This window comes from Lactonifactor longoviformis (assembly GCF_042848515.1).
GTDB classification, from domain to species: domain Bacteria; phylum Bacillota; class Clostridia; order Lachnospirales; family Lachnospiraceae; genus Lactonifactor; species Lactonifactor longoviformis.
Window position 1 is genome coordinate 1,352,382 of the sequence record NZ_AP031453.1, and the last position, 23,540, is coordinate 1,375,921.

21 protein-coding genes are annotated in these 23,540 nt (G+C 47.0%); 18 read left to right on the forward strand and 3 right to left on the reverse strand.

Annotated elements, in window-relative coordinates:
• The first annotated feature begins 14 nt into the window (after positions 1–14).
• The 5 genes from ACGHCT_RS06245 (at position 15) to deoD (ending at position 4,427) form a co-directional block, all read left to right on the forward strand.
• Complete coding sequence (locus ACGHCT_RS06245) at positions 15–1,154, forward strand: SIS domain-containing protein (RefSeq protein ID WP_390438915.1); 1,140 nt, start codon at positions 15–17, stop codon at positions 1,152–1,154.
• 11 nt (positions 1,155–1,165) lie between these two features.
• Complete coding sequence (locus ACGHCT_RS06250) at positions 1,166–1,573, forward strand: secondary thiamine-phosphate synthase enzyme YjbQ (protein ID WP_072849004.1); 408 nt, start codon at positions 1,166–1,168, stop codon at positions 1,571–1,573.
• A 74-nt stretch (positions 1,574–1,647) separates the two neighbouring features.
• Complete coding sequence (locus ACGHCT_RS06255) at positions 1,648–2,595, forward strand: nucleoside hydrolase (protein ID WP_154257389.1); 948 nt, start codon at positions 1,648–1,650, stop codon at positions 2,593–2,595.
• A gap of 9 nt (positions 2,596–2,604) precedes the next feature.
• A complete protein-coding gene (locus ACGHCT_RS06260; protein ID WP_390438917.1) occupies positions 2,605–3,726 on the forward strand; it encodes a nucleoside 2-deoxyribosyltransferase in 1,122 nt (373 codons plus the stop codon).
• Complete coding sequence (gene deoD, locus ACGHCT_RS06265; protein ID WP_154257390.1) at positions 3,723–4,427, forward strand: purine-nucleoside phosphorylase; 705 nt, start codon at positions 3,723–3,725, stop codon at positions 4,425–4,427. Before ACGHCT_RS06260 ends, deoD begins: the two co-directional genes overlap by 4 nt.
• A gap of 185 nt (positions 4,428–4,612) precedes the next feature.
• Here the strand turns inward: deoD and ACGHCT_RS06270 are convergent, their stop codons facing one another.
• Both ACGHCT_RS06270 and ACGHCT_RS06275 read right to left on the reverse strand, forming a co-directional pair.
• Positions 4,613–5,728: a J domain-containing protein gene (locus ACGHCT_RS06270; protein ID WP_390438919.1), complete on the reverse strand. Its 1,116-nt coding sequence runs from the start codon at positions 5,726–5,728 to the stop codon at positions 4,613–4,615.
• Positions 5,725–7,458, reverse strand: a complete 1,734-nt coding sequence (locus ACGHCT_RS06275; protein ID WP_390438921.1) for an Hsp70 family protein — start codon at positions 7,456–7,458, stop codon at positions 5,725–5,727. The genes ACGHCT_RS06270 and ACGHCT_RS06275 overlap by 4 nt, the downstream gene beginning before the upstream one ends.
• A 189-nt stretch (positions 7,459–7,647) precedes the next feature.
• Between ACGHCT_RS06275 and ACGHCT_RS06280 the strand changes: the two genes are divergently transcribed.
• The 3 genes from ACGHCT_RS06280 (at position 7,648) to idi (ending at position 10,619) form a co-directional block, all read left to right on the forward strand.
• Positions 7,648–8,682 carry a low specificity L-threonine aldolase gene (locus tag ACGHCT_RS06280; protein WP_226903063.1) on the forward strand — a complete coding sequence of 345 codons (1,035 nt, stop codon included), beginning with the start codon at positions 7,648–7,650 and terminating at the stop codon, positions 8,680–8,682.
• 89 nt (positions 8,683–8,771) lie between these two features.
• Positions 8,772–10,064 (forward strand): FAD-dependent oxidoreductase, encoded by a 1,293-nt coding sequence (locus ACGHCT_RS06285; protein WP_154257394.1) that lies wholly within the window; start codon positions 8,772–8,774, stop codon positions 10,062–10,064.
• A 45-nt stretch (positions 10,065–10,109) separates the two neighbouring features.
• Positions 10,110–10,619: an isopentenyl-diphosphate Delta-isomerase gene (idi, locus tag ACGHCT_RS06290; protein WP_154257395.1), complete on the forward strand. Its 510-nt coding sequence runs from the start codon at positions 10,110–10,112 to the stop codon at positions 10,617–10,619.
• An 87-nt stretch (positions 10,620–10,706) separates the two neighbouring features.
• On the opposite strand, the gene ACGHCT_RS06295 is transcribed toward idi, so the two are convergent.
• A complete protein-coding gene (locus ACGHCT_RS06295; protein ID WP_154257396.1) occupies positions 10,707–11,609 on the reverse strand; it encodes a LysR family transcriptional regulator in 903 nt (300 codons plus the stop codon).
• Positions 11,610–11,902: 293 nt separating this feature from the next.
• Between ACGHCT_RS06295 and ACGHCT_RS06300 the strand changes: the two genes are divergently transcribed.
• The 10 genes from ACGHCT_RS06300 (at position 11,903) to ACGHCT_RS06345 (ending at position 23,540) form a co-directional block, all read left to right on the forward strand.
• The gene (locus ACGHCT_RS06300; RefSeq protein ID WP_072848989.1) at positions 11,903–13,330 is read left to right on the forward strand and encodes a non-oxidative hydroxyarylic acid decarboxylases subunit C; all 1,428 of its coding nucleotides are present in this window, start codon (positions 11,903–11,905) and stop codon (positions 13,328–13,330) included.
• Positions 13,331–13,347: 17 nt separating this feature from the next.
• On the forward strand, positions 13,348–13,554 hold the full coding sequence (locus tag ACGHCT_RS06305) for a non-oxidative hydroxyarylic acid decarboxylases subunit D (protein ID WP_264296063.1): 207 nt from the start codon (positions 13,348–13,350) through the stop codon (positions 13,552–13,554).
• A gap of 87 nt (positions 13,555–13,641) precedes the next feature.
• A complete protein-coding gene (locus ACGHCT_RS06310; protein WP_154257397.1) occupies positions 13,642–15,018 on the forward strand; it encodes an SLC13 family permease in 1,377 nt (458 codons plus the stop codon).
• An 88-nt stretch (positions 15,019–15,106) separates the two neighbouring features.
• Complete coding sequence (locus ACGHCT_RS06315; protein WP_154257398.1) at positions 15,107–15,673, forward strand: UbiX family flavin prenyltransferase; 567 nt, start codon at positions 15,107–15,109, stop codon at positions 15,671–15,673.
• Entirely contained in the window at positions 15,673–16,062 is a 390-nt protein-coding gene (locus tag ACGHCT_RS06320; RefSeq protein WP_154257399.1) for a hypothetical protein, read from the forward strand. The genes ACGHCT_RS06315 and ACGHCT_RS06320 overlap by 1 nt, the downstream gene beginning before the upstream one ends.
• Before the next feature lie 13 nt (positions 16,063–16,075).
• Entirely contained in the window at positions 16,076–17,551 is a 1,476-nt protein-coding gene (locus tag ACGHCT_RS06325) for a UbiD family decarboxylase (protein WP_154257400.1), read from the forward strand.
• 140 nt (positions 17,552–17,691) lie between these two features.
• On the forward strand, positions 17,692–19,524 hold the full coding sequence (locus ACGHCT_RS06330; RefSeq protein ID WP_390438926.1) for an HlyD family efflux transporter periplasmic adaptor subunit: 1,833 nt from the start codon (positions 17,692–17,694) through the stop codon (positions 19,522–19,524).
• Between the two features lie 79 nt (positions 19,525–19,603).
• Positions 19,604–20,446, forward strand: a complete 843-nt coding sequence (locus ACGHCT_RS06335; RefSeq protein WP_154257402.1) for a hypothetical protein — start codon at positions 19,604–19,606, stop codon at positions 20,444–20,446.
• A gap of 167 nt (positions 20,447–20,613) precedes the next feature.
• The gene (locus ACGHCT_RS06340; protein ID WP_390438928.1) at positions 20,614–22,164 is read left to right on the forward strand and encodes an efflux RND transporter periplasmic adaptor subunit; all 1,551 of its coding nucleotides are present in this window, start codon (positions 20,614–20,616) and stop codon (positions 22,162–22,164) included.
• Positions 22,161–23,540, forward strand: a complete 1,380-nt coding sequence (locus ACGHCT_RS06345; protein ID WP_154257404.1) for an ABC transporter permease — start codon at positions 22,161–22,163, stop codon at positions 23,538–23,540. Before ACGHCT_RS06340 ends, ACGHCT_RS06345 begins: the two co-directional genes overlap by 4 nt.

The window sequence follows — 23,540 nt, forward strand, 5'->3', positions numbered from 1 at the left end:
TAAGGGAGAAATTTATGAGTAAATATGACAATCCAATGAGCCGTCAGGTATTCAGCCTGCCGGATCTGATTGAGACACAATACGACGATTTAGAAGAAAAAGCGAGGCTTGTTCTGAGCTTCCAGGAGATATTCAATATCCAGAGAATTGTACTCACAGGATGTGGTGACTCCTATGCGGCATCTCTGGCCGCCAAACCGATCTTTGAGATGCTCACAGGAATTCCCACAGAGGTGGTGACAGCCATTGATCTGAGCCGCTATTACTGTGAAAAGCATATGGGGGTTGACTGCAGAAATCCCCTGGTAATTGCGGTGAGCAATTCCGGAACAGGGGCCAGGGTTGCAGAGGCCGTACAGCGCGCCAGGCTCCATGGCTGTTATGTGCTGGGAGTCACAGGAAATGAGAAATCCCCTCTCGGCATGCATTCCGACAAAATCTTAAAACTAAACATCCCGGAATTTGAGGGTGCGCCGGGAACCAGAAGCTATATGGTAAGTGTGATGTCTCTTCTTCTTTTGGCCATCCGCTTTGGAGAGGTGAGGGGCAGCTATACCATGGACCAGGCTATGGACTATCGTTTTGACATGAGGGCACAGGGAGAGGCACTGAGAAAGCTTCTGCCTCAGATGGAAAGCACTTGTGTGAAGGCAGCTGAGGAGTGGAAGGACTTTCCCTACTATGACTTTGTGGGAGCCGGATTCGACTATGCTGCTGCGTGGTTTGGCTGGGCCAAGATGCTGGAGGCCACAGGAAAGGTGGCTATGCATATAAATTCAGAGGAATGGTTCCATCTCAACTTCTTTGCAAGGGATGCCAGAAATCTGGGAACCGTTGTGGTGGGCAATACGACGAATCCAGGCCTGAGCAGAACCAAAGAGATGGTACACTATGCCAATGTCCTGAATCGTCCGCTTCTTGTTGTTACGGATGGAACCAAGGAGGATTTCAATGGAGAAGAGGGAACTTATGTACAAGTGCCCGCTCCCAAATATCCCCTGAATATGCCTCTGACCCAGTTTGCGCCTGTCTGCCTGCTGGCCGGTTATATCTCAGAGATGATAGGTGAGAAGTACGGCCGGGGCTGCGAGGGGGACTGGTCTTTTGCAGAAGGAGGAGCAGGAGTGAAAAACAGCGAGATTATTGTGAAATAGGGGGAAGTCAAATGCTTAAGAATTATAAATTAGAGACAGTATACAACGGGGTTCATGACATTACAGAACAGTTGATTCAGGCGGTAGAGGAGAGCGGCGTGCAGGAGGGTACTTGTCTGGTATACAATCCTCATTCAACGGCAGGGCTGGCTGTATTTTCCCCCTGGGATCCGGATGGGTTTGTGGATCTGGACGAGGAAATTCGAAGGCTGGTTCCCACAAGAATTGACTTTAAACACCAGCACGATACCCCGCAGGATGCTGCGGGACATATTAAGTCTGCTCTCTTGGGGGTATCTGACGGATTTATCATTCACGAAGGAAAACCGCTTATCGGCGGCTCCCAGCATCTGTATTTTCTGGAATTCGACGGCCCCAGAAAGAGAGAGTTTTTTATAAAAATACAGCCAGATGTATAGAACTGGTACAGGAAAAAGAAGAAAACAGCCGCTTGTGCGTCTGTAAAATGAATAAATAAAGAAAGAGGTGCGGTATGAAAAAGATTATATTAGACTGCGATCCAGGTATGGACGATTCCATGGCAATTGTAATGGCGGCAAAATCTCCGGATCTGCAGCTCATGGCGGTAACTACAGTTAACGGCAACTACCCGGTTGATGTCACCTGCGTAAATGCCAGAAAAACACTGGAATTGCTTGGGCGTACAGACATTCCTGTGGCAAGAGGACTGGCAAAGCCTATTATCAGAGAATGCCCGAAGGATCCTTTTACCCACGGAACCGACGGACAGGCAGAGAATCACCTTCCGGCACCGGCTATGCCGCTGAGCGAACTTGACGCTGTAGATCTTATGATAAAGATTATAAAAGAGAACCCGAATGAAGTGTACATCATTTCCACAGCGCCAATGAGCAATATCGCGCTCGCTATGATAAAGGCACCGGAGATCAAGGAGATGATACCGGCGATCTATGCAATCTCCGGTTCGTTCGGATTGAATAAGTATGCATTCTTAAACGCTACGGGGGATACACCCCAGAGTGAGTGGAATGTATACGTAGATCCCGAGGCGGCGGACCTGGTGTATAATTCAGGCGTAAAATTAGTAGCTCTGGGACTGGACGTAGCTACCCATTTTGATGTGGACTTCAGCGATGATGACCTCAAAAAAATGGAAGAGAGTGATAAAAAAGAGGCAAAGTTTCTTCTCAATGCCATCCATTTTATCCGGAACAGAGGATTTGACGCCTACTGTACAGTGATAGACTGTATGGCGGTTGCCTATGCTATTGATCCTACTCTTGTAGAAACCATGGAGGCTCATGTAGGGGTAGAGACAAAAGACGGACTCACACTGGGAATGACAGTAATTGACAGACGCCACCATTTTGTATGGGAGCACCTGCCTTTGATCCAGGTAGGCTGTAAGGCAGACTGCGGAAGGTTCCTGCAGCTTTTGCTGGAACTGGTACTGAAATAGGAGGAGACTATGCATCAGTATGAAATATTTAATGGGGAGGCAATCTATATTGCCGGACCTGAGTGCTTTTATGTAAATGGATACGATTCCCTTGGGGCGATGCGGAAAGAGTCTGAGTATTATGGGTTTGAGGTTACCCTTCCAAACGATAATCCTCTGAATCTGGAACATGAGGATCTGAGAAAGAATGCAGATGAGATTTTTGAGAACTGCGCCAAAAGTATGAATGCATCAACCGTGATTATAGCCGATCTGGAGACCTTTCGGGGGTGTGAACCGGACGGAGGCAGTATCTACGAGATCGGCATGGCCTATGCCAGGGGGATCCGCTGCTACGGATACACCAGAGATTTGAGAAATATGGTTCACAAATACCCTCTCGCGGTACTCAAAGACGGGGTGGTATATGACCACGACGGCAGAGTGCTTCCTTACCAGGATCTTCCCTTCTCCCCCTGTGTGATGGCTTCCTGCAGGGTAATTGAGGGCGATTATAGTGACTGTCTGAAGCAGCTGAGGCTGGACATACACGAGGAGCAGAAGGAGTCTGTGATCCGCAGCAGGAAAAAAGAAGCCTTTGTACCCGGCCCCACCCTGGAAAAGCAGGAAAAACCAGTGGTTTATCTTGCCGGACCGGAGCGCTATGACAGTGACGCTGAGCTTCTGTACGAAAAAAGAAAGGCCCTCTGTGAGTCCTATGGACTTCAGGTGTTTACCCCTGCAGATGACGCTCCTGGTGTGGAGAGGATTACCAGCAGGGATCCTTATCTTCAGGCCTACAATGATTTTGACCGCTGGCAGCAGCATGTGCGCAACTGTGACATCATCCTGGCAAATTTAAATGATTTCCATGGCTGGGAGCCTAACAGCGATACCTCTTTTGAGTGCGGCATGGCCTGGCAGCTGGGCAAGCGATGCTTCGGCTATATGGACAGTACAGAGATTATGAGAAAACGGATTCCTCATTATGGGGAAGATAAGAATAACAAAGATATCTATGGAAATGATGTAGAGAATTTTAACTATCCAATCAACCTGATGTTCTCCTCATCCATGCCTATTCTGGAGGGGAATTTTGAACAGGCTTTGGAACAGATGGCAGAACAGCTGAAAAAGGAGGGAATCTTATGAGTACACCCCATAACGCAGCCAACCCCGGAGACATTGCAGACAAGGTCCTTCTCCCGGGAGATCCCCTGAGAGCAAAATTTATTGCTGAGAATTTTCTGGAAAACCCTGTCTGCTACAATGAAGTAAGAGGCATGTATGGTTTTACTGGAACCTATAAGGGAAAAAAGGTTTCTGTGCAGGGCACTGGTATGGGAATGCCGTCCATGTCTATTTATGCCAATGAATTGATGGAGTTTTACGGTGCAAAGCGTCTGATTCGAGTGGGCACTTGCGGAAGCATTCATCCGGAAATTAAATTAAAAGATGTGGTAATTGCTTTGGGAGCCTGCACCGATTCTAATATGAATCATGACCGTTTCGGAACCATTTCCTTTGCGCCAACAGCCAGCTTTTCCCTTTTAGACGCAGCCTATCAACTGGCAGTAAAAGAAGGGATGCCGGCAGTGGTAAGAAATGTATTCACCAGTGATAAGTTTTACGATGACAGGATTAAGGAAAAGACACAGCTGATGGCAGATTATGGTGTGGCGGCTGTGGATATGGAGACTTGCGAACTGTATTCACTGGCGGCAAAACATGGAGTAGAGGCGCTGACGCTGATGACAGTAAGCGACTCCCTGGTGACAGGGGAGGCCTGCACGCCGGAAGAGAGACAGACTACATTTCAGGATATGATGAAGATTGCGCTGGAGATTATATAAATACTGCAGATGACGTTAGATAACAGATAGGGTGTATCCGGTCCCGTACCCAGGATGAACGATGAGCTGATACAACGGGCCGGCCGGCTTTTGACTGCATACAGTCAGGATATTATGAGAAAATTAAAATAGTACTAATAAATGCCTCTTATCCGGTTCGTAACCGGTAAGAGGCATTTATAACTCTAAAATCTCTTGTTCTTGTTTTTTACCCAGACTGTCAACGACCATATTCCGGCAATTAGCCCATAAAAAATTCCAAAGCAGAGTACCCCATAGCAGACATTGGCCAGAGACTGGCTTCTCATGACGCCAACCTCAATCTGATTGCCTGCAAGAACAAAGATACTCACAAGAATCAAAAGCAGTGCAAACAAAGCATTCCGATACGCCATGTTCAGCCGCTTACGGATACTGACGAAAAGTACAAGGAATCCCAGGGTAAGAATGCCTCCGAGTAAAGAAACCGGAATTTCGGCTTCGCTGCCATGTCCTCCCCGTCCCAGGAGGATCCCGGAACCAAACATAAGAATGACAGCCCCGGCGGAGAAGGCATTTTCTCTGGATCTGACCTTCACCCCCTGATATCTGGAATCCAGTACCCCATAGATTTTTTCATAAGCTCCTCTGGGGGGCTTCTGGAACCTGGAAATATGAAAGGCTTTGTCGTGGAGCTTCCATATCGGACGTTTCATCTGCCTGCATCCTGAGAGAAAATCTGCATAGGCGTCCAGGAATACCTGAGTATCCTTCAGACGGATGAACTGTGCGCTGTTCAGGAATTCATTCCAGGCTTTTATATTGGATCTAGTACGTGCATCCTCTATGAGGGAGCGTGCTTCTGAAACCAGAGCTTCTGCGGCCTCTGCCGTCTGCCGAAGGCGCTGAAACTTTTCCTGTTCAAAAAGCTGCTCATAGTTATACATATCCCCGGTGTCTTCCTCTGAGGAATCTGCCGGCTCATCTGCAGGGTATAGGAAGGAGGGCACTCTGTCAGAAGATGCATCTCCGCCTGCAGCTCCAGGATGATATAAGCCGGATGACGCAGGGGAAGATCCTCCTGAGCGGTGTGGATTACGGGGAGCAGATGCAGAAGGGGCATGGCCGGTTGCAGGAGCGGACGGCGGGATATTTCCTGATTTCGCGATTTTGAGAGCCTCCCCGTAGGCTTCGTGCAGTCTCTGGAATTCCTCAGGAAATTCTTCCGGGTGATAGACAGCGGCCAGCCTGGCATAGGCTTTTTTTATCTGCCGTACATCAGTGGTAGGCAGGATTTCCAGAATATCAAACGGGTTTGTCAATCTTCATCCTCCTCATACCCATCCTCTTCATAATAATACAGGAAGGGATCTTCTGATTCCAGAGCATCCAGGGTATCTTTCAGCTGCTGCTGTGCCTCCTGCTGCTGCCTGTGGGACCCGTGCTCCAGCATCCACTGGAACTGAGTTAAGGCTCTGCGGACATATTCCCTCCGTTCCTGCACACATTCCACATAGAGGCGTTCGCCTCTGGCCATCAGCATCTTATTCTCTGCCTGATCCTGGGGAGCTGATTTTAATTTTTCCAATTCTTTCATTCTGGCTTCTATCTGCGTGTCGCTCATATAACTGTCTTTGGGAATGACCTCTTTCTGTACATGCTTTTGGGTCATGGGCACGAATGCCTCTGTCTGGAGTATTCCATTGATATCATACGTAAAGCGGACTTCAATGGGTACGGTGCCCTGCTTTCTTATAGGAAGAGAGATCTTCAGCTCTGATAGTTTCCGGTTATCCCTGGCATAGTAGGAGTCCCCCTGATATATATTGAATTTTACAAAGCTCTGGAAGTCCCGCGCAGTAAAAAAGGTCTTCTTTTTTGAGCAGGGAAGGGTAGAATTCCGCTCTATTACCGGTTCAAAAAGAGGTTCTGACGGGTTTTGCTCATTGACCACATCGGTGCCGATTGAGAAGGGACAGATATCGGTGAGCAAAAGTTCTTTTATGCCTTCCTCCCTGGACTTCATAGCTGCCGCAAGAGCACAGCCTTTGGCCACTGTTTCATCACAGCGGATGTCTACAATGGGCCGGCGCCCGAATAAATGCTCCAGATAACCCTGTACCACAGGCATTTTACTAGAGCCGCCTACCATTATTACCTGACTGATTTCTTCCAGAGTATAATTGCTGTCAACAATGGCCCGCCTGAGGACCTCCTGCATCCGAAGAAATATAGGACCGCTGATATCTAGAAGCTTTTGGCAGGTATATGAGGAGCTATAGTCTGAGCCATGCAGATGCAGGCTCATCTGTGCTTCCTCCTGCTCTGTCAGCTTGTGTTTGCACAGGAGAGCCTGCTTTTGCAGCAGGGCCTTGGACTGTGGGTCCAGCTTATCCGCAGACAGGTGATGCTCGGCACAAAAGTTTTCTGAGAGAAGACCCTGAAAGTCATCTCCCCCCAAATGATTGTCTCCGGAAACAGAAAGAATTTCTATAATATTTTCAAAACTATCTACAATTGAGACATCCAGTGTACCCCCGCCGAAGTCAAATACCAGAAATACGGCGTCTTCCATTCCCTGCTGGAAGCGAGCCCACAGGGCGGCAGCGCTTGGTTCGTTGATAATGCGTTCCACCCGTATTCCGGCCAGGGCTCCGGCCCTTTTCGTGGCTACCCTCTGTTCATCTGTGAAATAGGCGGGGACACTGATAACTGCCTCCTCCACAGGCTCTCCCAGATAGGACTGTGCATCAGCTAAAAGCTGGCGGATGACAAAGGCGCTGAGTTCTTCCGGGAGATATTTTTTTCCTCCCAGACAGCATACTTCCTTCTGTCCCATGAGCCGTTTAAAACTAAAAGCAGTGGCTTTTGGGTGGGTGATCAGGCGCTCTCTGGCAATCTGGCCTACGAGTATCTTTCCTTCCTCGTCCACAGAGACCACAGAAGGAGTCAGTGTTTTATGAAATTGATTGGGGATTAGGATACATTCCCCATCCTTATAGACGCTAATCAGAGAATTGGTGGTTCCCAGATCAATTCCCACAATGGCCATAGAATAACCTCCCTGTTATGTATGATCCAGGCTTCCCTGCCGTGATTGTGCATGAGGGGAGCCTTACACATACATTTTACTACATTATCTTACAGGTTGTAAATGAAAGCCAGCAATTGGATTCCCATAGAAAGTCTGCTATAATCAGAGAAACAACGTAAAACCATACCATACCGGAGGGAATGCAAGATGATTTATTTTAACTGTGATTATAATGAGGGGGCGCATCCGGCTATCTTGGAGATGCTGGAGAAAACCAATTGGGAACAGACCATAGGATACGGCATGGATCCCTACTGTGAAAAGGCAAGAGAGCTTATCCGCAGGGAGTGCCGCGCACCGGAGGCTGACGTTCACTTTCTGGTAGGGGGCACGCAGACCAATACCACAGCTGTTTCTTCTGTGCTCAGGCCTCATCAGGGTGTGATCAGCGCAGAGAGCGGTCATATCCAGGCGCATGAGACTGGTGCCATTGAGGCCTGCGGCCACAGGGTGATAACCGTTCCATCAAAAGACGGAAAAATAACGGCAGAGCAGATTCACAGGATCTGGACCGGCCATTGGGAAGACAGCAATCACGAGCATATGGTTCAGCCTAAGATGGTATATCTGTCACATCCGACAGAATCGGGAACGCTTTATTCTTTAGAGGAACTGGAGGCTGTCAGCAATATCTGCCGGGCGTGCGGGATGTATCTTTATCTGGACGGAGCCAGACTGGGCTACGGCATCTGCGCCAGGGACAGCACAGTGAGCCTTCCGGATATTTCCAGATTATGTGATATCTTTTATATCGGGGGAACCAAGCAGGGGGCACTGTTTGGAGAGGCCTTAGTAATAACCAATACTGATTTGAAACCGGATTTCCGTTATTTTATCAAACAAAAGGGCGGGATGCTGGCAAAAGGAAGACTGCTGGGGCTCCAGTTTATTGCATTATTTGAGGATGGAATCTACTATCAGATTGCGGAGCATGCGGACAGAATGGCGGACTGTATCCGGGAAGCCTGTGTCAGAAAAGGGATTCCGTTCTTGTTTGAGACAAAAGCAAATCAGCTTTTTCCGGTTTTGACTCATTCTCAGGTTAAAAAGCTGGAAAAAGAATTTGTACTTTCCCTGTGGGAAAAACTGGAGGGAGACAGATACGGGATGCGGATCTGTACCAGTTGGGCTACAACAGAAGAACAGGTTCAGGCACTGACTGTGGCAATTGATAAGCTGTAATATCTGCTTTAACTTAAAGATATTCCTATCCCGGGGAATATCTTTTTTTGATTCTGCGTACCATGATAAATAGCAGGAGGAGAAGAGATATGAATAGAGTAATCATCGCAGGGGGCGGATGGTCAGGATGTGCGGCGGCTGTTCAGGCTAAGAAAGAAGGAGTGGATGTAACTCTCCTGGAACGCACAGACATGCTTCTGGGAACCGGACTCGTGGGGGGGATCATGCGCAATAATGGAAGATTTACTGCCGCTGAGGAAATGATTGCCATGGGAGGGGGTGAACTTTTCCAGGTGATTGAAGAGAACCTGAAGCACAAAAATATTAGTTTTCCAGGCCATGAACACGGGGACTTATATGATATCGGGCAGATATCGGGAGCTGTATCCCGTTTTCTGAAAGATATGGGGATTCATATTTATACCAAAAGCAGAGTTCTTCATGCAGAGATGAAGGACAGGCGGATGATAAACGTTACGGATACTGAAGGGAATTGCTACAGCGGGGACGGATTTGTGGATGCAACGGGAACTGCCGGGCCAATGAACAATTGCAGTAAATACGGTAATGGCTGTGCTATGTGCATTCTTCGCTGCCCAAGTTTTGGAGGGAGAGTATCACTTACCAGTCTGGCCGGAGTGCAGGAGAAAATGGGTAGAAGGCCAGGAGGGGCTGTGGGATCTATGAGCGGTTCCTGTAAGCTTTATAAAGAATCCCTGTCTTTGGAGATACAGGAACTTCTTGAAAGAGATGGAGTGGCTGTTGTGCCCGTTCCCCCAGAACTGGTAGAAGATCATCTTGAGAAAAAATCCTGCCAGCAGTACGCACTGCCGGAGTTTCGGGAAAACCTGGTAATATTGGATACAGGGCATGGAAAGCTGATGACGCCTTACTTTCCTCTGGAAAAACTGCAAAAAATCCCGGGGTTTGAAAACGCCAGGTTTGAAGATCCTTATGCAGGGGGAAAAGGAAATTCGATGCGCTACTTTGCCATGGCTCCCAGGGACAATACACTGAAGGTAGAGGGGGTTGACAATCTCTACTGCGCAGGGGAAAAGGCAGGCCTTCTCGTTGGACATACAGAGGCCATCGTAACAGGCGTTCTGGCGGGACATAACTGTGCGAGGAGGATACAGGGGAAGCAGCAAATCACACTGCCGGATACGCTGGCAATCGGAGATATGATTTCTTTTGTAAAACAGGAAATGGAGACCCCCGAGGGGATGGAAAGAAAATATACATTTTCCGGCTCCTGTTATTTCCAGAGGATGAAAGATAAAGGGCTTTATACCACAGATACGTCTTTGATTCAAAAACAGGTAGAGGAGGCCGGACTCTCCGGGTATTTTTCCCACAGCGGAAAAAAGGATTGTGTTTCCTGAAACCTTATCATATAATCAAGAAAAAGATATGGGAGGAGAGACAGTATGGAACCAAAGGTAATAGTAGTAGATTATAAAGATAACCCCATGGGAGAGATGAACAAAAGCGAGGCCCACGCATCACCGAATCTTCACCGGGCATTTTCCGTCTTCCTGCACAAAGACGGCAGAGTCCTGCTGCAGAAAAGGGCAAAAGACAAATATCACTGCGGGGGACTGTGGACCAATACCTGCTGCTCTCATCCCCGTCCAGGCGAAGAAACCTTGGAAGCCGCCAGGCGCAGACTTTGGGAGGAAATGAAAATTACAGCAGGGGATTTGGAGGAGATCCATTCCTTTGTATACTATTACAGCTTTCCTTACGGAGTGACAGAGTTTGAATACGATCATGTAATAATCGGGGAATACAGAGGAACTTTTGAGCTGAATCCCGAGGAGGCAGAAGAGGCAGCGTGGGTGGAGAAAGAAGAACTTCTGCAGGATATGAGGGAGAATCCACAGAAGTATACGCCGTGGTTTCTGATTTGTGCTCCGGAAGTAGTAAAGAGAATATAAAAGGGGACAGGGCAGTTCGAGTTTGGGACACCCCGAACCTATTTTGGGACGTGTTCTTTTTAGAAAGAACACGTCCCCTTTTTACGTTTATCCTCTGGTTGGCGTTAATCCCGTATCGATGAAATAATGATACAGAAGATCTGCCTGGTGGGAGATATCCCCATGCTTCAGCTTTACGATCCCGATGGTAGTTGTCATTGCCTCCTCGAATGGTATACATTCCAGATTGGGAAAGAGTTCTGTATTCACCATATCTTTGGGAAGTATGGTGAATCCTAGCCCTGCGTCAACCATATTCAAAAGATAAAGGTGCCTTGAGGTGGTAAAGGCAATGTTAGGCTGAAACCCTGCCCTGGCGAACTGATCCAGGCAGAGGTGGTAAATATCGGACTCATGACTCAGTACAACAAACGGAGACTCTCTGAGCTCTTTGAGCGTCAGGGGATGCCCTTTTAGTTTTTGCCCATTTTTTTTGGAGCAGACAAGAGTGAATTTGTCTTCCTGAATGGGGCAGTACTGGTATTGCTCTGAAACAAGATAATTCAGCCGCAGGATGGAAAGATCGATTTTTCCGTTATCCAGCAGTTTGAGAAGTTCCGATTGGTTTGCCTCGGTAATGTTTATCTGTATGGTATGCATGGCGTCCTGAAAAGTGGCAAGCTGCTGGGCAATATGATAATCCTGCATCAGCGGGAGAGTCCCGAAGTAGACGGTCTCTGAAGCCGCATCTTTCTGCAGATAGGACATTTTTGTCATCAATTCTGTGTATGTACGGTTAAATTTCTGTGCGTATTTTAAAAAGATTTCTCCCGCCGGTGTCAGAGAAACTTTATTATTGGAGCGGACAAACAGCTCCAATCCTATTTCCGCCTCCAAAGCCTTAATCTGTTTTGACAAAGATGACTGAGAAATATACATCTCATCAGCGGCGGCAGAGAATCCCCCGAATTCCAAAATTGCTAAAAAATCCTTAACCTGAGCAATCGTCATCTTTCATTCCCCCATTCTTTCTATATATGTATAGGTGTTATACATATATCTTATCCTTTCTATTTTACAGCTTTCCCTGAAAATTTCCACTGCTTTTTGTTATTTTAAGTGATTATTTCTATTTATTGTCTAATTAGGCAATTCCGTTTTGGAATGGCCAGGTGATGAAAGTGAATTGTGCACAAAAACCTCAAGTGATATACTAAGTGTGTCGTCAAAAGAGTAAAAAAGTGCACTATGAAAAAGCATAAAAATAAAAAGTGCACAAAAAATAGGTAAAAGGAGGAATTGAAGTGGCTAAAGTTTACAAGGATTTAAGGAGTTTTTTAGAGACTCTGGAAGAAGAAGGACAGTTAGTCCGTATCAAAGATGAGGTTATGCCGGAGCCGGATATCGCTTCTGCTGGCCGTGCAGCCGCTAACATCAAGAATGGTCCTGCAGTTTTATTTGAAAAGGTAAACGGTTACAAATATTCCGTAGTGACAAACGTTCATGGTTCCTGGGCGAATCATGCGTTAATGTTAGGTATGCCAAAGGATACTCCCACAAAGGAGCAGTTCTTTGAACTGAACCGCAGATGGGATAAGTTCCCGGTAGAACCTAATATTGTTTCCAGAGAAGAAGCTCCCTGTAAAGAAAACGTAGTGGATAAGGACATCAATCTGTTCGAGATTCTTCCGCTCTACAGAATTAATGACCAGGACTCTGGATTTTTCCTTTCCAAAGCATCTGTTGTTACAGCAGATCCGGAAGAACCAGGCAACTTTGACAAGATGAATGTAGGTACATACCGTATCCAGGTAAAAGATAAGGATCGCGTGGGAATCCAGGCATTGGCATTCCATGATATCGCAGTTCAGCTGGAAAAGGCTGAAAGGAAGAATGAAAAGCTTCCAATCGCCATTACACTTGGAAACAGCCCATTAGTTACATTCATGGCCTCCACACCGATTGGATATACCCAGAATGAGTATGAATTTGTGGGCGCTCTGCAGGACGGGGTTCCTACAGATATTGTTAAGTCAGATTTATATGATCATCTTTACGTTCCGGCTGGATCAGAAGTGGTTCTGGAAGGATATATTGAGCCGCGCGTGCGTGAAGTAGAAGGCCCCTTCGGAGAATTCCCGGGCTCCTATTCCGGCTGCCGTCAGCAGTGTGTAGTGCGTATTGAGAGAGTTACCCACAGGACAAATCCTATTTTCGAAAATCTGTATCTGGGAATTCCTTGGACAGAGATTGATTACCTGATGGCTTTGAATACATCCGTACCTCTGTACAAACAGATTAAAGAAAGTATCCCTGAGGTTGTAGCTGTAAATGCTATGTATACCCACGGCATGGGGGTTATTATTTCCACAAAATGCCGTTACGGCGGATACGGAAAAGGCGTTGCTTTCCGTCTCTTGTCCACACCTCATGGAATGCCTTACTCCAAGGTTGTAATCGTAGTAGATGAATTTGTAGATCCATTTAATTTGGAGCAGGTAATGTGGGCATTGACCACAAGAGTAAAACCAGATAAAGATGTGGCTATTATTCCTAACTGCCCGGGTATGCCTCTGGATCCATCCTCCGTACCGGCAGGTATGCATACGAAGATGATCATAGATGCAACAACTCCGGTAGCTCCGGAGCCGAATCCAAGAGAAGTAGAACTTCTGGAGCCGCCTGCAAAGACAGAAGAATGGGAAAAAATTATCCGCAGCATGTTTAAATAATAAGGAGGTAATGGAACATGAAGTGTCCGCGTTGTGATAGTGATAAAGTAAGAAAAATGGTTGACTCTCCCGTAGGAAATGCCTGGGAAGTGTATTTATGTGATAAGTGCTACTACTCCTGGAGATCTACAGAGACACCGCACATTCATGATAAATTTAAACTGGACGATGAAAAGATCGCTCATATGCAGGTTATTCCACCTGTACCACCATTAGATAAATAAAACCTGAGCAAAAGAATCCCCGTGCCGGACCAGACTGCATGGCCCGGCATGAGGATTCATAATAAGAGCAAAGAGGGGTAACAGCGAATGAATAAGAAAAGAATAGGTTTTTTTCTAGGTATTGCAGTTGCGGTAATTATTTATTTTCTTCCCTTAAAGGGAATTGAACCGGCAGGTCAGACCTGCTTGGCCTTAACACTTATGACCGTTGTCTGGTGGGCAACTCAGGTTGCACAGTCCGGATATGTAGGCGGTATCTATTTAATGGCACTGGTAATATTTAAAGTAGCGGAGCCGGCTCTCGTATTCAAATCCTGGATCGGTCCTACCATGTTTTTGATTATCGGTGCATATTTGATTGCAGGTGCGGTAAAGGACTCCGGACTGGGAGAGAGAATCGCATACGCATTTATTAACAAATTTGTAAGATCTTATAAAGGTATTATTGTTTCTATCTTTGTGCTTACCTTTATTATGAGTGTTTTGATTCCCCATCCATGGCCCAGAGCATTTCTGATTATGTCTGTAATGGCAGTAGTAATTCAGAGTGCCAAAATGCCAAAAGAGGATGCAGTAAAAATCGGATTTACCGTATTCGCAGCATCTGTACCGGTATCTCTGATCTTCCTGACCGGCGACAGTACCATCAACCCCCTGGCAGTAGCCAACTCCGGAGAATCTCTGGGATGGCTTGGCTGGTTTAAGGTAATGGGTGTTCCGGCCATTGTAGCGTCAATACTCACGTTGATTTTAATCCTTATTCTGTTTAAACCGACAAAAGAGGTACATATAAATCTGGATGAAATCCATGAAAAACAAAAAGCTTTAGGCCCTCTCTCCGCACTGGAAAAGAGAACTGCCGTATGGCTTGTAATTGCCATCGTATTATGGGCAACCGACTCTATCCATGGCATTAATATCGGCTGGATCACGCTGGGTGTTGCCATGTGTATGAGTATGCCTGTTGTTGGAGAGGTTCTGACTCCAAAATCCTGGGGACAGGTACCTGTGCATGTATTAATCTTCCTGACATCTGCCATGGCTATCGGCAGTGTGGGCGGTGAAACTGGAATGAACGCATGGCTGGCAGACACAATCCTGCCTTCTACCGTTCCCTCTAACCTGTTTGTACTGGCAGCATTTATTGCGGTTATTTCTATTGTTATCCATATGTTCATGGGTTCTGTTATCGCTGTTATGGGTGTTGCGATTCCCGCGCTTATGGCATTTACATCACCCATGGGCATCAGCCCCCTGGCAACCGCACTGTTTGTATACACAGCAGTAGCCAGCCACTATATCCTTCCGTTCCACCACCTGAATATGCTGGTAGGACAGGGAGAGGAAAATGGAAAGTATACGCAGAAAGAATGTATTCGTCTGGGTATCCCATTAATAGCAGTTGTATTTATTGTAACAGTTTTGATAGAAGTTCCCTGGTGGAAGATTATCGGTCTGTTATAATTAGAGAAGTATTCAAGTATATGTTTCGCAGGCCGGAGACAGTATTACAGCCTCTGGTCTGCAAGTAAAAGATAAAGGCGGTAAAAACATGAGAATAATCGTAGGCGTAACCGGCGCTTCCGGGGTTGAGATGAGTTATTACCTGGTAAGGGCGTTAAAAAACATCGAAGGCTGTGAGGTACACCTTATTATGACCGCTGGGGCAAAGAAGACCTGGGAGTTAGAATGCGATATTCCCCTGGAGGACCTGATTTCTCTGGCAGATGTAGTTCACGAGGATAAAAACCTTGCGGCTGCCGTATCCAGCGGTTCTTATGTGACAGACGGTATGATAATTATGCCCTGCAGCATGAAAACATTGGCCGGTATCACAGCAGGATATGCAGAGAATTTGATGGTTCGGGCCGCTGATGTTTGTATGAAGGAAGGGCGAAAAGTAGTGCTGGTTCCCAGAGAGATGCCTTTTAGCAGACTGCATCTCAGAAATCTGAAGGAGGCAGCAGAGCTTGGGTGTGTTATTGTCCCCCCCATGCTGACTTTTTACAATGGACCGAAAACACTGGAGGATCAGATTAACCACATTGTGGGGAAGGTACTGATGCAGTTTGGGATAACCCATGATAAATTTGTACCCTGGACAGGAGCGGATGAATAATGAAGACATTTCATGTGATGACGGCTGAGGGCAGCAGATATCAGACAGAAGCTTGGGCCGTATCCTGCGGAGAGGATCTCAGTGTCACTATATGCGGGGGTTCCCGGTACCATGTGGGAGCCACTGCTCTGGGATGTGCCCGGCCTCTGTATGAGGGAAAGCCCAGACGCTCTGCAACAGTAAGTGTGCTCTGCGCTTTTGAACATAAAGATGATGAAGTGGCCAGATGGGCGGCCAGATACCTGGCTACAGAACTTGACTGCAGGGTATCCGTGGCAGCCGGAGTACATATTGATGAGGCTGCGGCAGAGGAGCTCCAGATCCTGATGGATAACAGCCGGGAAGTTTGTGATAAAATAATTGCTGCAGTAAAAGAAGCGAACCGTTAAAGGAGGTTTTAAAATGGCAAAAATAGAAGATTTACGTTCCGCTTTGGAATACTTAAAAGAAATTGACGGACAGTTGGTAGAGACAGATGTAGAAGTAGATCCCCGTGCAGAACTCTCAGGAGTGTACCGTTATGTGGGGGCAGGCGGAACTGTTGCAAGACCTACACAGGAAGGTCCTGCCATGGTATTTAACAAGGTAAAAGGACATGAGGACGCAAGAGTAGCCATCGGACTATTGGCAAGCAGAAAAAGAGTTGGTTATCTGCTCAACGAAAAACCAGAACGTCTGGGCTTTCTGTTAAATGAGGCAGTTTCTGCACCCATAGCACCGGTAGTCGTTGACAACAAAGAGGCTAAATGCCAGGAAGTGGTTCATTATGCAGATGAGCCGGGATTCGATATCCGCAAATTAATTCCTGCTCCTACCAATACTGAGGAAGACGCAGGACCCTATATTACCATGGGACTTTGCTATGCGTCAGACCCTGAGACGAAAGAGTCTGATATTACCATTCACCGTCTCTGTCTGCAGAGCAAAGATGAAATTTCCATGTATTTTGTGCCAGGTGCCCGTCATCTGGGAGTATTTCGTGAAAAAGCAGAGGCGATGGGCAAACCGCTGCCTATCTCTATCAGCGTAGGGGTAGATCCGGCCATTGAAATTGCTGCCTGCTTCGAGCCTCCCACAACCCCTCTGGGATATAATGAATTAGGCGCAGCCGGGGCTATCCGCAAGGAAGCTGTAAAGCTAACCAACTGTCTGACCATCGATGAGAGATGCATTGCCAATGCAGAGTATGTCATCGAGGGAGAACTGCTCCCAGATGTACGGGTGAGAGAGGATGTCCAGTCAGATACCGGAAAAGCAATGCCTGAATTCCCTGGGTATACAGGTGCAGCCAATCCATCTGTTCCAATCATTAAGGTAAAAGCTGTAACCACAAGAAAGAATCCCATTATGCAGTCCTGTATCGGGCCAAGCGAGGAGCATGTAAGCATGGCCGGTATTCCTACCGAAGCCAGTATTATTTCCATGGTAGAACGTGCGATGCCCGGAAAACTTCAGAATGTATACTGTGCTTCCAGCGGCGGCGGAAAATATATGGCAGTGATGCAGTTTAAGAAGGCAGTTCCCTCTGACGAAGGAAGACAGCGTCAGGCAGCGCTTCTGGCTTTCTCTGCATTCAGTGAATTGAAACATGTATTCCTGGTAGACGAAGATGTAGATTGTTTCGATATCAAAGATGTAGTCTGGGCAATGAATACTCGTTTCCAGGCAGATGTAGACCTGATTCCGATTCCTGGAGTCCGCTGCCATCCTCTGGATCCCTCCAATGATCCTGCCATGTCACCATCCATCAGGGATCATGGAATTGCCTGCAAAGCTATTTTTGACTGTACAGTGCCATTTTCAGAGAAAGACAGGTTCCACCGTTCAAAATTTAAAGAACTGGATCCTGCACATTGGGTTCCTGAACTATTTAAATAAGAAGAAAAGCGTCCCACTTCATTTGATGAGGTGGGACGCTTTTTTCTCTTCCTGTTTAAGGCTAATTTCAGGAAGCTCCTGTATGATAGATACGATAATAAGGAAGTATTCCAGAATGACACATGTAAAAGGAGCAGGTAATGAGGACAAAGATATCAGGCAAATGGAAGGAATTGAGTGTTCAAAAAAGGATCGTCTGCATCACCAGTGTCACTGCGGTATGTATGGCGCTCGTTGTAATCACAGGAATCTCTGTGTATAAAAAGCATGGGGGGACGGCAGAAACAGCCGGCCGGCAGCGGACAGAAACGGAAATACCCCAGTCAGAGGGGGTGAGCGGCAGCGGATATGTGGCATACGGCACAGTTGTACAGGAATTTACGCTCCCCTTGACAGACGAGGAGACTGCTGCCCCCCTGGTGGTGGAGGAGGTCTGCGTGAGTGCGCAGGATACAGTCACAGAGGGGGATCAAATCTTAAAGGTCACAAAGGAAAGTCTGGAACAGGCGGAGAGATTCCTTGAGAAGACAGTAAAGAATGCTGAGAATGCTCTCGTTACTGAAAGACTGGAATACACAAAAGCTAAGATGGAGGCAGAATATACTTACATATCAGAGGCAGGCTTGAACGAGACTGCGAAAGCTGAATATGAGAGCCAAATCGCTGCTTTGGAAGAAAAAGTGAGCAGTGCCCAGTCTGCACTGGAAGAAGCGTATCTCACGGTCAATGATAATCCCGATTCCATTGCTGAAAAAGAAAATCAGATTGCCTCTCTCAACAGCCAGAGCAGCGAGGCAGAAGCGCAGCTGTCCCAGACACAGGGAGAATTGTCTTCTGTGAAGGAAGTTTACGAACAGAAAAAGTCTGGATATGAAACAGCCCTGGAAGAACTCAGAGCGATTGCGATTGTCTACCGGTATCTGGGTGCTTACAGGGGAAAAGATACCCTGGAGCTGGATGCAGTTCTGACAGAGATATCCAAAGAGGCAGCAGAGTTAGCAGGTAGTTCCGGGGGTACTCAGGCTGCCCAGGCGTTCTCCGTCAGTGCACCGGCAGCCGAACAGAGTGCCGCATCCGGAAGCCGTGAAGCAGAAGAGGCTGTCAGTGAAGCCGGGACAGCCAGTGAAGTAGATACTCTGCTGGAAAGCTTGCAGGGACAGTACAGCACGGCAAAAAGTACCTATGAGGAGTGTAAGAATGCATACAAGGATATAAAATCAGAGAAAGATGAGCTGGACAAAGAAGTGGCAGAGTGCCAGTCAGTTTTATCATCAGCTGAGAAGTCTGTCAGTTCCCTGAATCAGGAAGTGAACCAGCTGACCCAGGAGCTGGAGAAAGCAGCCAGCCAGCTGCCCTCTCTGGAAGCGGCCTATGCGGAAGCCCTGAACAACCAGGTAACCGAAATGGTCTCAGTAAAAGAAACGTACCGCTCCGACATGCTCTCCTACGAGTATGCGAAGAATAATTATGATCTAACCATGGAGAAGCTGGATCAGGAGTTAGAGAAAGCAGAAGAGGCGGTGGCCACAGCACAGGAAAATGCGGAGCTTTTGGCAACCCAGTATCAGGACGGAATTGTAAGAGCCGTACGGGACGGAAAGATACAGATGATAGGATGTCAGGAGGGGGATGAATTGTCCGGTCAGAGTTCTCTTGTATTTTACGAAGACACTTCCTATAAGAATATCTCAATTTCGGTTAGTCAAGAGGATGTCACAAGTGTAGAGGTGGGAGATACGGCGATGATTTATATTGAGGAGACCGGACAGCTGGAGGGGACGGTAACAGCGGTATCTGCATCATCGGCTTCCGAGAGTGTCTCTAGTGTTTCTTATACGGTTACAGTGGCCATAGATGGTGAAAGTGAGGGGATAGAAAACGGCACGTCCGCAGCCGTATACCTGAATATGGAAGGTATAATGGGAGGTCCCCAGGAAAATAATCTCAAAAGCCCGGGGGATCAGGATCCTTAATGGAAGCTTATTGCAGTATCAGTTCATAGTGTGTTATAATTCCCATATTATATTTTAGAAAGAATAAATGGGAAAATAGATGATAAGAAAAATAAAACAAATGTGGAAGGCTGTACATATGGAACTGCAGGAGCACAAAAGTTCCTTTCTGGTTTATGTGATACTTCGGCTGGCAGTGCTTCTTATGATGGTACTGCAGCTGTTTAACGGCAATTATGAAAATGTATTTTTGTGCTTGCTGACCCTGGTACTCTTGATGGTGCCCAGCTTTATCCAGGTAAATCTGAAGATTGAGCTGCCAACCACACTTGAAATCATTATTCTCCTGTTTATATTTGCAGCTGAGATATTAGGAGAGATACAGGCATACTACATCAGATTCCCAGGATGGGATACACTTCTTCACACTGTCAACGGTTTTCTGGCTGCAGCCATTGGATTTTCTCTGGTGGATCTGCTGAACCGGAATGAAAAAGTAAAGTTTCAACTGTCTCCTGCATTTACGGCTATAGTAGCTTTCTGCTTTTCTATGACCATCGGTGTCATCTGGGAGTTTTTTGAATGTGGTATGGACTTATTCCTGGGTTTTGATATGCAGAAGGATACGGTGCTCCATTCCATTACATCAGTTATGCTGGATCCCACAAAGGGGAATCATCCTGTCACTATCGAGGGGATCAAGGATGTGGCTGTCAACGGAGAAAGCCTGGGGCTGGGAGGATATCTGGATATCGGCCTTCTGGATACCATGAAAGATCTTTTTGTAAACTTTATCGGTGCGGTAGTCTTTTCTGTCATTGGATTCTTCTATGTTAAATCCAGAGGAAAAGGAAAAATGGCCAGACGCTTTATTCCCAGACGGAAAAAGAGAGAGGCCGACTTTTTGCGCATCATTCAGGAAGAAGAAAAAAAGGAAGAATAAAATAGTAAATGGAAGCTAACCCGCGGGGATACCAAAGATAAGGTGTCACCGCGGGTTTTTCTGTGCATGCCTGCGCTTTTTAAGGTTAATTTCAGGAATAACTAGTATGATAAGGTAGAATAAAAAAGGCTTACGAAATTCAGAATATACAGGCAAGGAGTAAAGAAATGAAAAAAAAGAGAATTATAGCCGTTGCTGTCACTGCCGTCGTTGTTGTATCCGCGGTATCCGTTCTCTGCTATTACAGGGGAAATGAAAAAACAGCAGAGGTAGTCACCAAGGAGACAACGGTAGAGAGAGGCAATATTGTAACCGGAATCACAGAGAGCGGCAGTGTCAGTGTAGGAACCCAGACTCAGGAATACGATCTGGAAATTGTACAGGTAGATCTCACCTCAGCAAATACAGGGAGCAGCAGTACGGGGACATCAAATTCTTCAGTATCGAATTCTTCTGGAACCATCAGTCAGCAGGAGACAGAGGAAAGCAGCAAAACAGAAACCGGGGGAACCAATCAGGCAGCCCCGGGCAATATGAGTACAGGAGGTACAGACAGTGTGTCCGGTTTCATCCAGACCTCAAGTGGAAGTACTGCTGTTCCTTCTGCGGGCAGTACAACCGGAACTTCCTCAGAGACAACTCTGGTTGTGGAGGAGGTCTACATAGCACAGGGGCAAAAGGTAAATGCCGGAGAACCGATATTGAAGGTGACAGCGGACAGTACGGACGCCTTTCGGGCAGAATTGGAACGTGCAGTTGCGAATGCCGAACTGGCTTTAAAGGCAGCCGAACTGGAAGACGAAGAGACAAAATTAAAGGCAGAGAGCGAATACGAAACCTATCAGGCAGCCGGCAGCGTGGCAGAAGCGGTGTATGAGGCAGAGATTGCCTCTATTGACAATAATATTGCTTCCCTCCAGTCCCAGCTGGATAGCACCAGTGATGCTGCACAGGCAGCCAGCCTTCAGTCCCAGCTGGATCAGGCAAACCGTGAAGCCGAGACCAAAAAATTGGAGGCCAGACAGAAATATGAAGAGACCATGCTCAATTATGAAAATGCAAAAGAATTGTATGAGGTTTCGATGAACAGTGTTGGTCAGGCGGCAGAGGAGGCGCAGGAGACTTTGGATACCGCCAGTGAAAACTTGGCCGCTTTCCAGTCGCTGGTTATAGACAATACCATTTACGCGGCCTGCAGCGGGACTGTGGTCACCTCTTCCTATGCGGCGGGCGACAGCCTGAATAGCGAGACTCCTCTGGCAGAATATGCAGATGAAGGTGCAGTCACCATAGAAGTTTCCGTCATGCAGGATGATATTGAAAGTGTGACGATAGGAGATGAGGTGCAGATTTCATTTGCAGCTTTTGCAGATGAGACTTATTCCGGCACAGTTACGGCTATAGATGCAGCGGATACCACTTCTTCCACCGTCAGCTATCCGGTTACCATTGCCCTTGACACGGTGCCGGAAAAAGTGCTGACAGGGATGACAGCCAATGTGACATTTATTACCAAAGAAATAGAGGATGTACTTTATGTATCCAATAAGGCAGTGATAGCTGAAGATGCAAAATCTTATGTGAAAGTAAAAGACGACTCCGGCAATGTGCAGAAGGTGGAAGTAACTACAGGGTTTTCTGACGGGGTGCATGTAGAGATCCAGGAGGGACTCAAGGAGGGGGATACCGTTTTGATTGAAAGTAAGGTGGAATCATGAGATCGGGAGAACTGCTGCGTCTGGTATGGACGAATCTGACCCAGAATAAATTCAAGGTGATTATGACTTCTGTGGGGATTATAGTGGGAGCCGCCACCATTGTTATGGTAATAGCCATCGGAAGAGGCGGACAGATGGACGTTGCAGAACAGTTCAAAAATTTAAATGCGGGAGCGATTGATATTTCTTATGAAGGAAACGGAAGCAATATGGGCCAGTTTGAACAGAGAGGCGGGGAAAGCTCAGGGAACGATTTTGGCGGAGGTCCCATGCCGGGAGGAGGTTCAGGGCCTCAGGGAACTTTTGGTTCTGATATGGGCGCTGACTTTTTCAGTGGAGGCATGCAGATGCCGGATATGGGAGCGTTTGGCGGATTCGGGCAGTCTGACCGGATTAACCAGGAAGCGGTTACCTTGTCATTGGACGATGTGGACGATCTGGAGACTTTTGTACCGGATATCACCTCTGTGTCCATCTCCTATTCTACCAAGCAGGAGGTGGATGGGGGAGAGCTGGAGGAGGCAGCCTCCTATACCGTGGCAGGTGTGCAGAGTGGGTTCAGGGACATCAGCAATCTCTCTATGGCTATCGGGGATTTTCTGACAGATGCCAACGATGAGAATATGGAAAAGGTGTGTGTGCTGGGAGCGACAGCGGCAAAAGAGATTTTCGGAAGTGCCTACGAAGCCTATGACGGTGAGATTTATATAGACAACAGGCCTTATGTGGTGAACGGCGTAATAGAAGAAGTGGGAACTGTCTCTTCCGGAATCAGCCCTGATGAAGGCATATTTATCCCTTATAATACTGGAGTCAAGTATATTACAGGCAGCAGCATCAGTCCCACTATTACGGTGATAGCCTCTAATGTGGATGAGATCAGCACGGTGATCACGAATATAGAAACAGTTCTTGCAGAGAGCTATCCCAATACGGAATTTACCATTTCTGATGCGGGAAGCAAGATGGAAGCCGCCGCTGAATCCAATAATATACTGACCATGCTTCTGATTGCCATGGCAGCCATTGTCTTTGTAGTGGGAGGAATCGGGATTATGAATGTCTTATTTGTCACAGTAAAAGAGCGGACAAAGGAAATCGGGATCCTGAAATCCATGGGATGTTCCAAGAAGGATATACTGCTGGAATTCCTGATGGAATCCAGTGTGATCAGTATCATCGGAGGTTTCCTGGGCGTCGGATTCAGCTTCCTTGTTACACCCATTGTAGAACATTTTAGCGTAAGGGTGGAGCTTTCTTTGTGGGGTGCTGTGCTGGCAGTTATCTTTGCCGTTATCACCGGCACTCTCTTTGGATTTTATCCCGCACTCAAAGCATCCCGTTTGATTCCTATAGAAGCATTGAGCGAGGAGTAA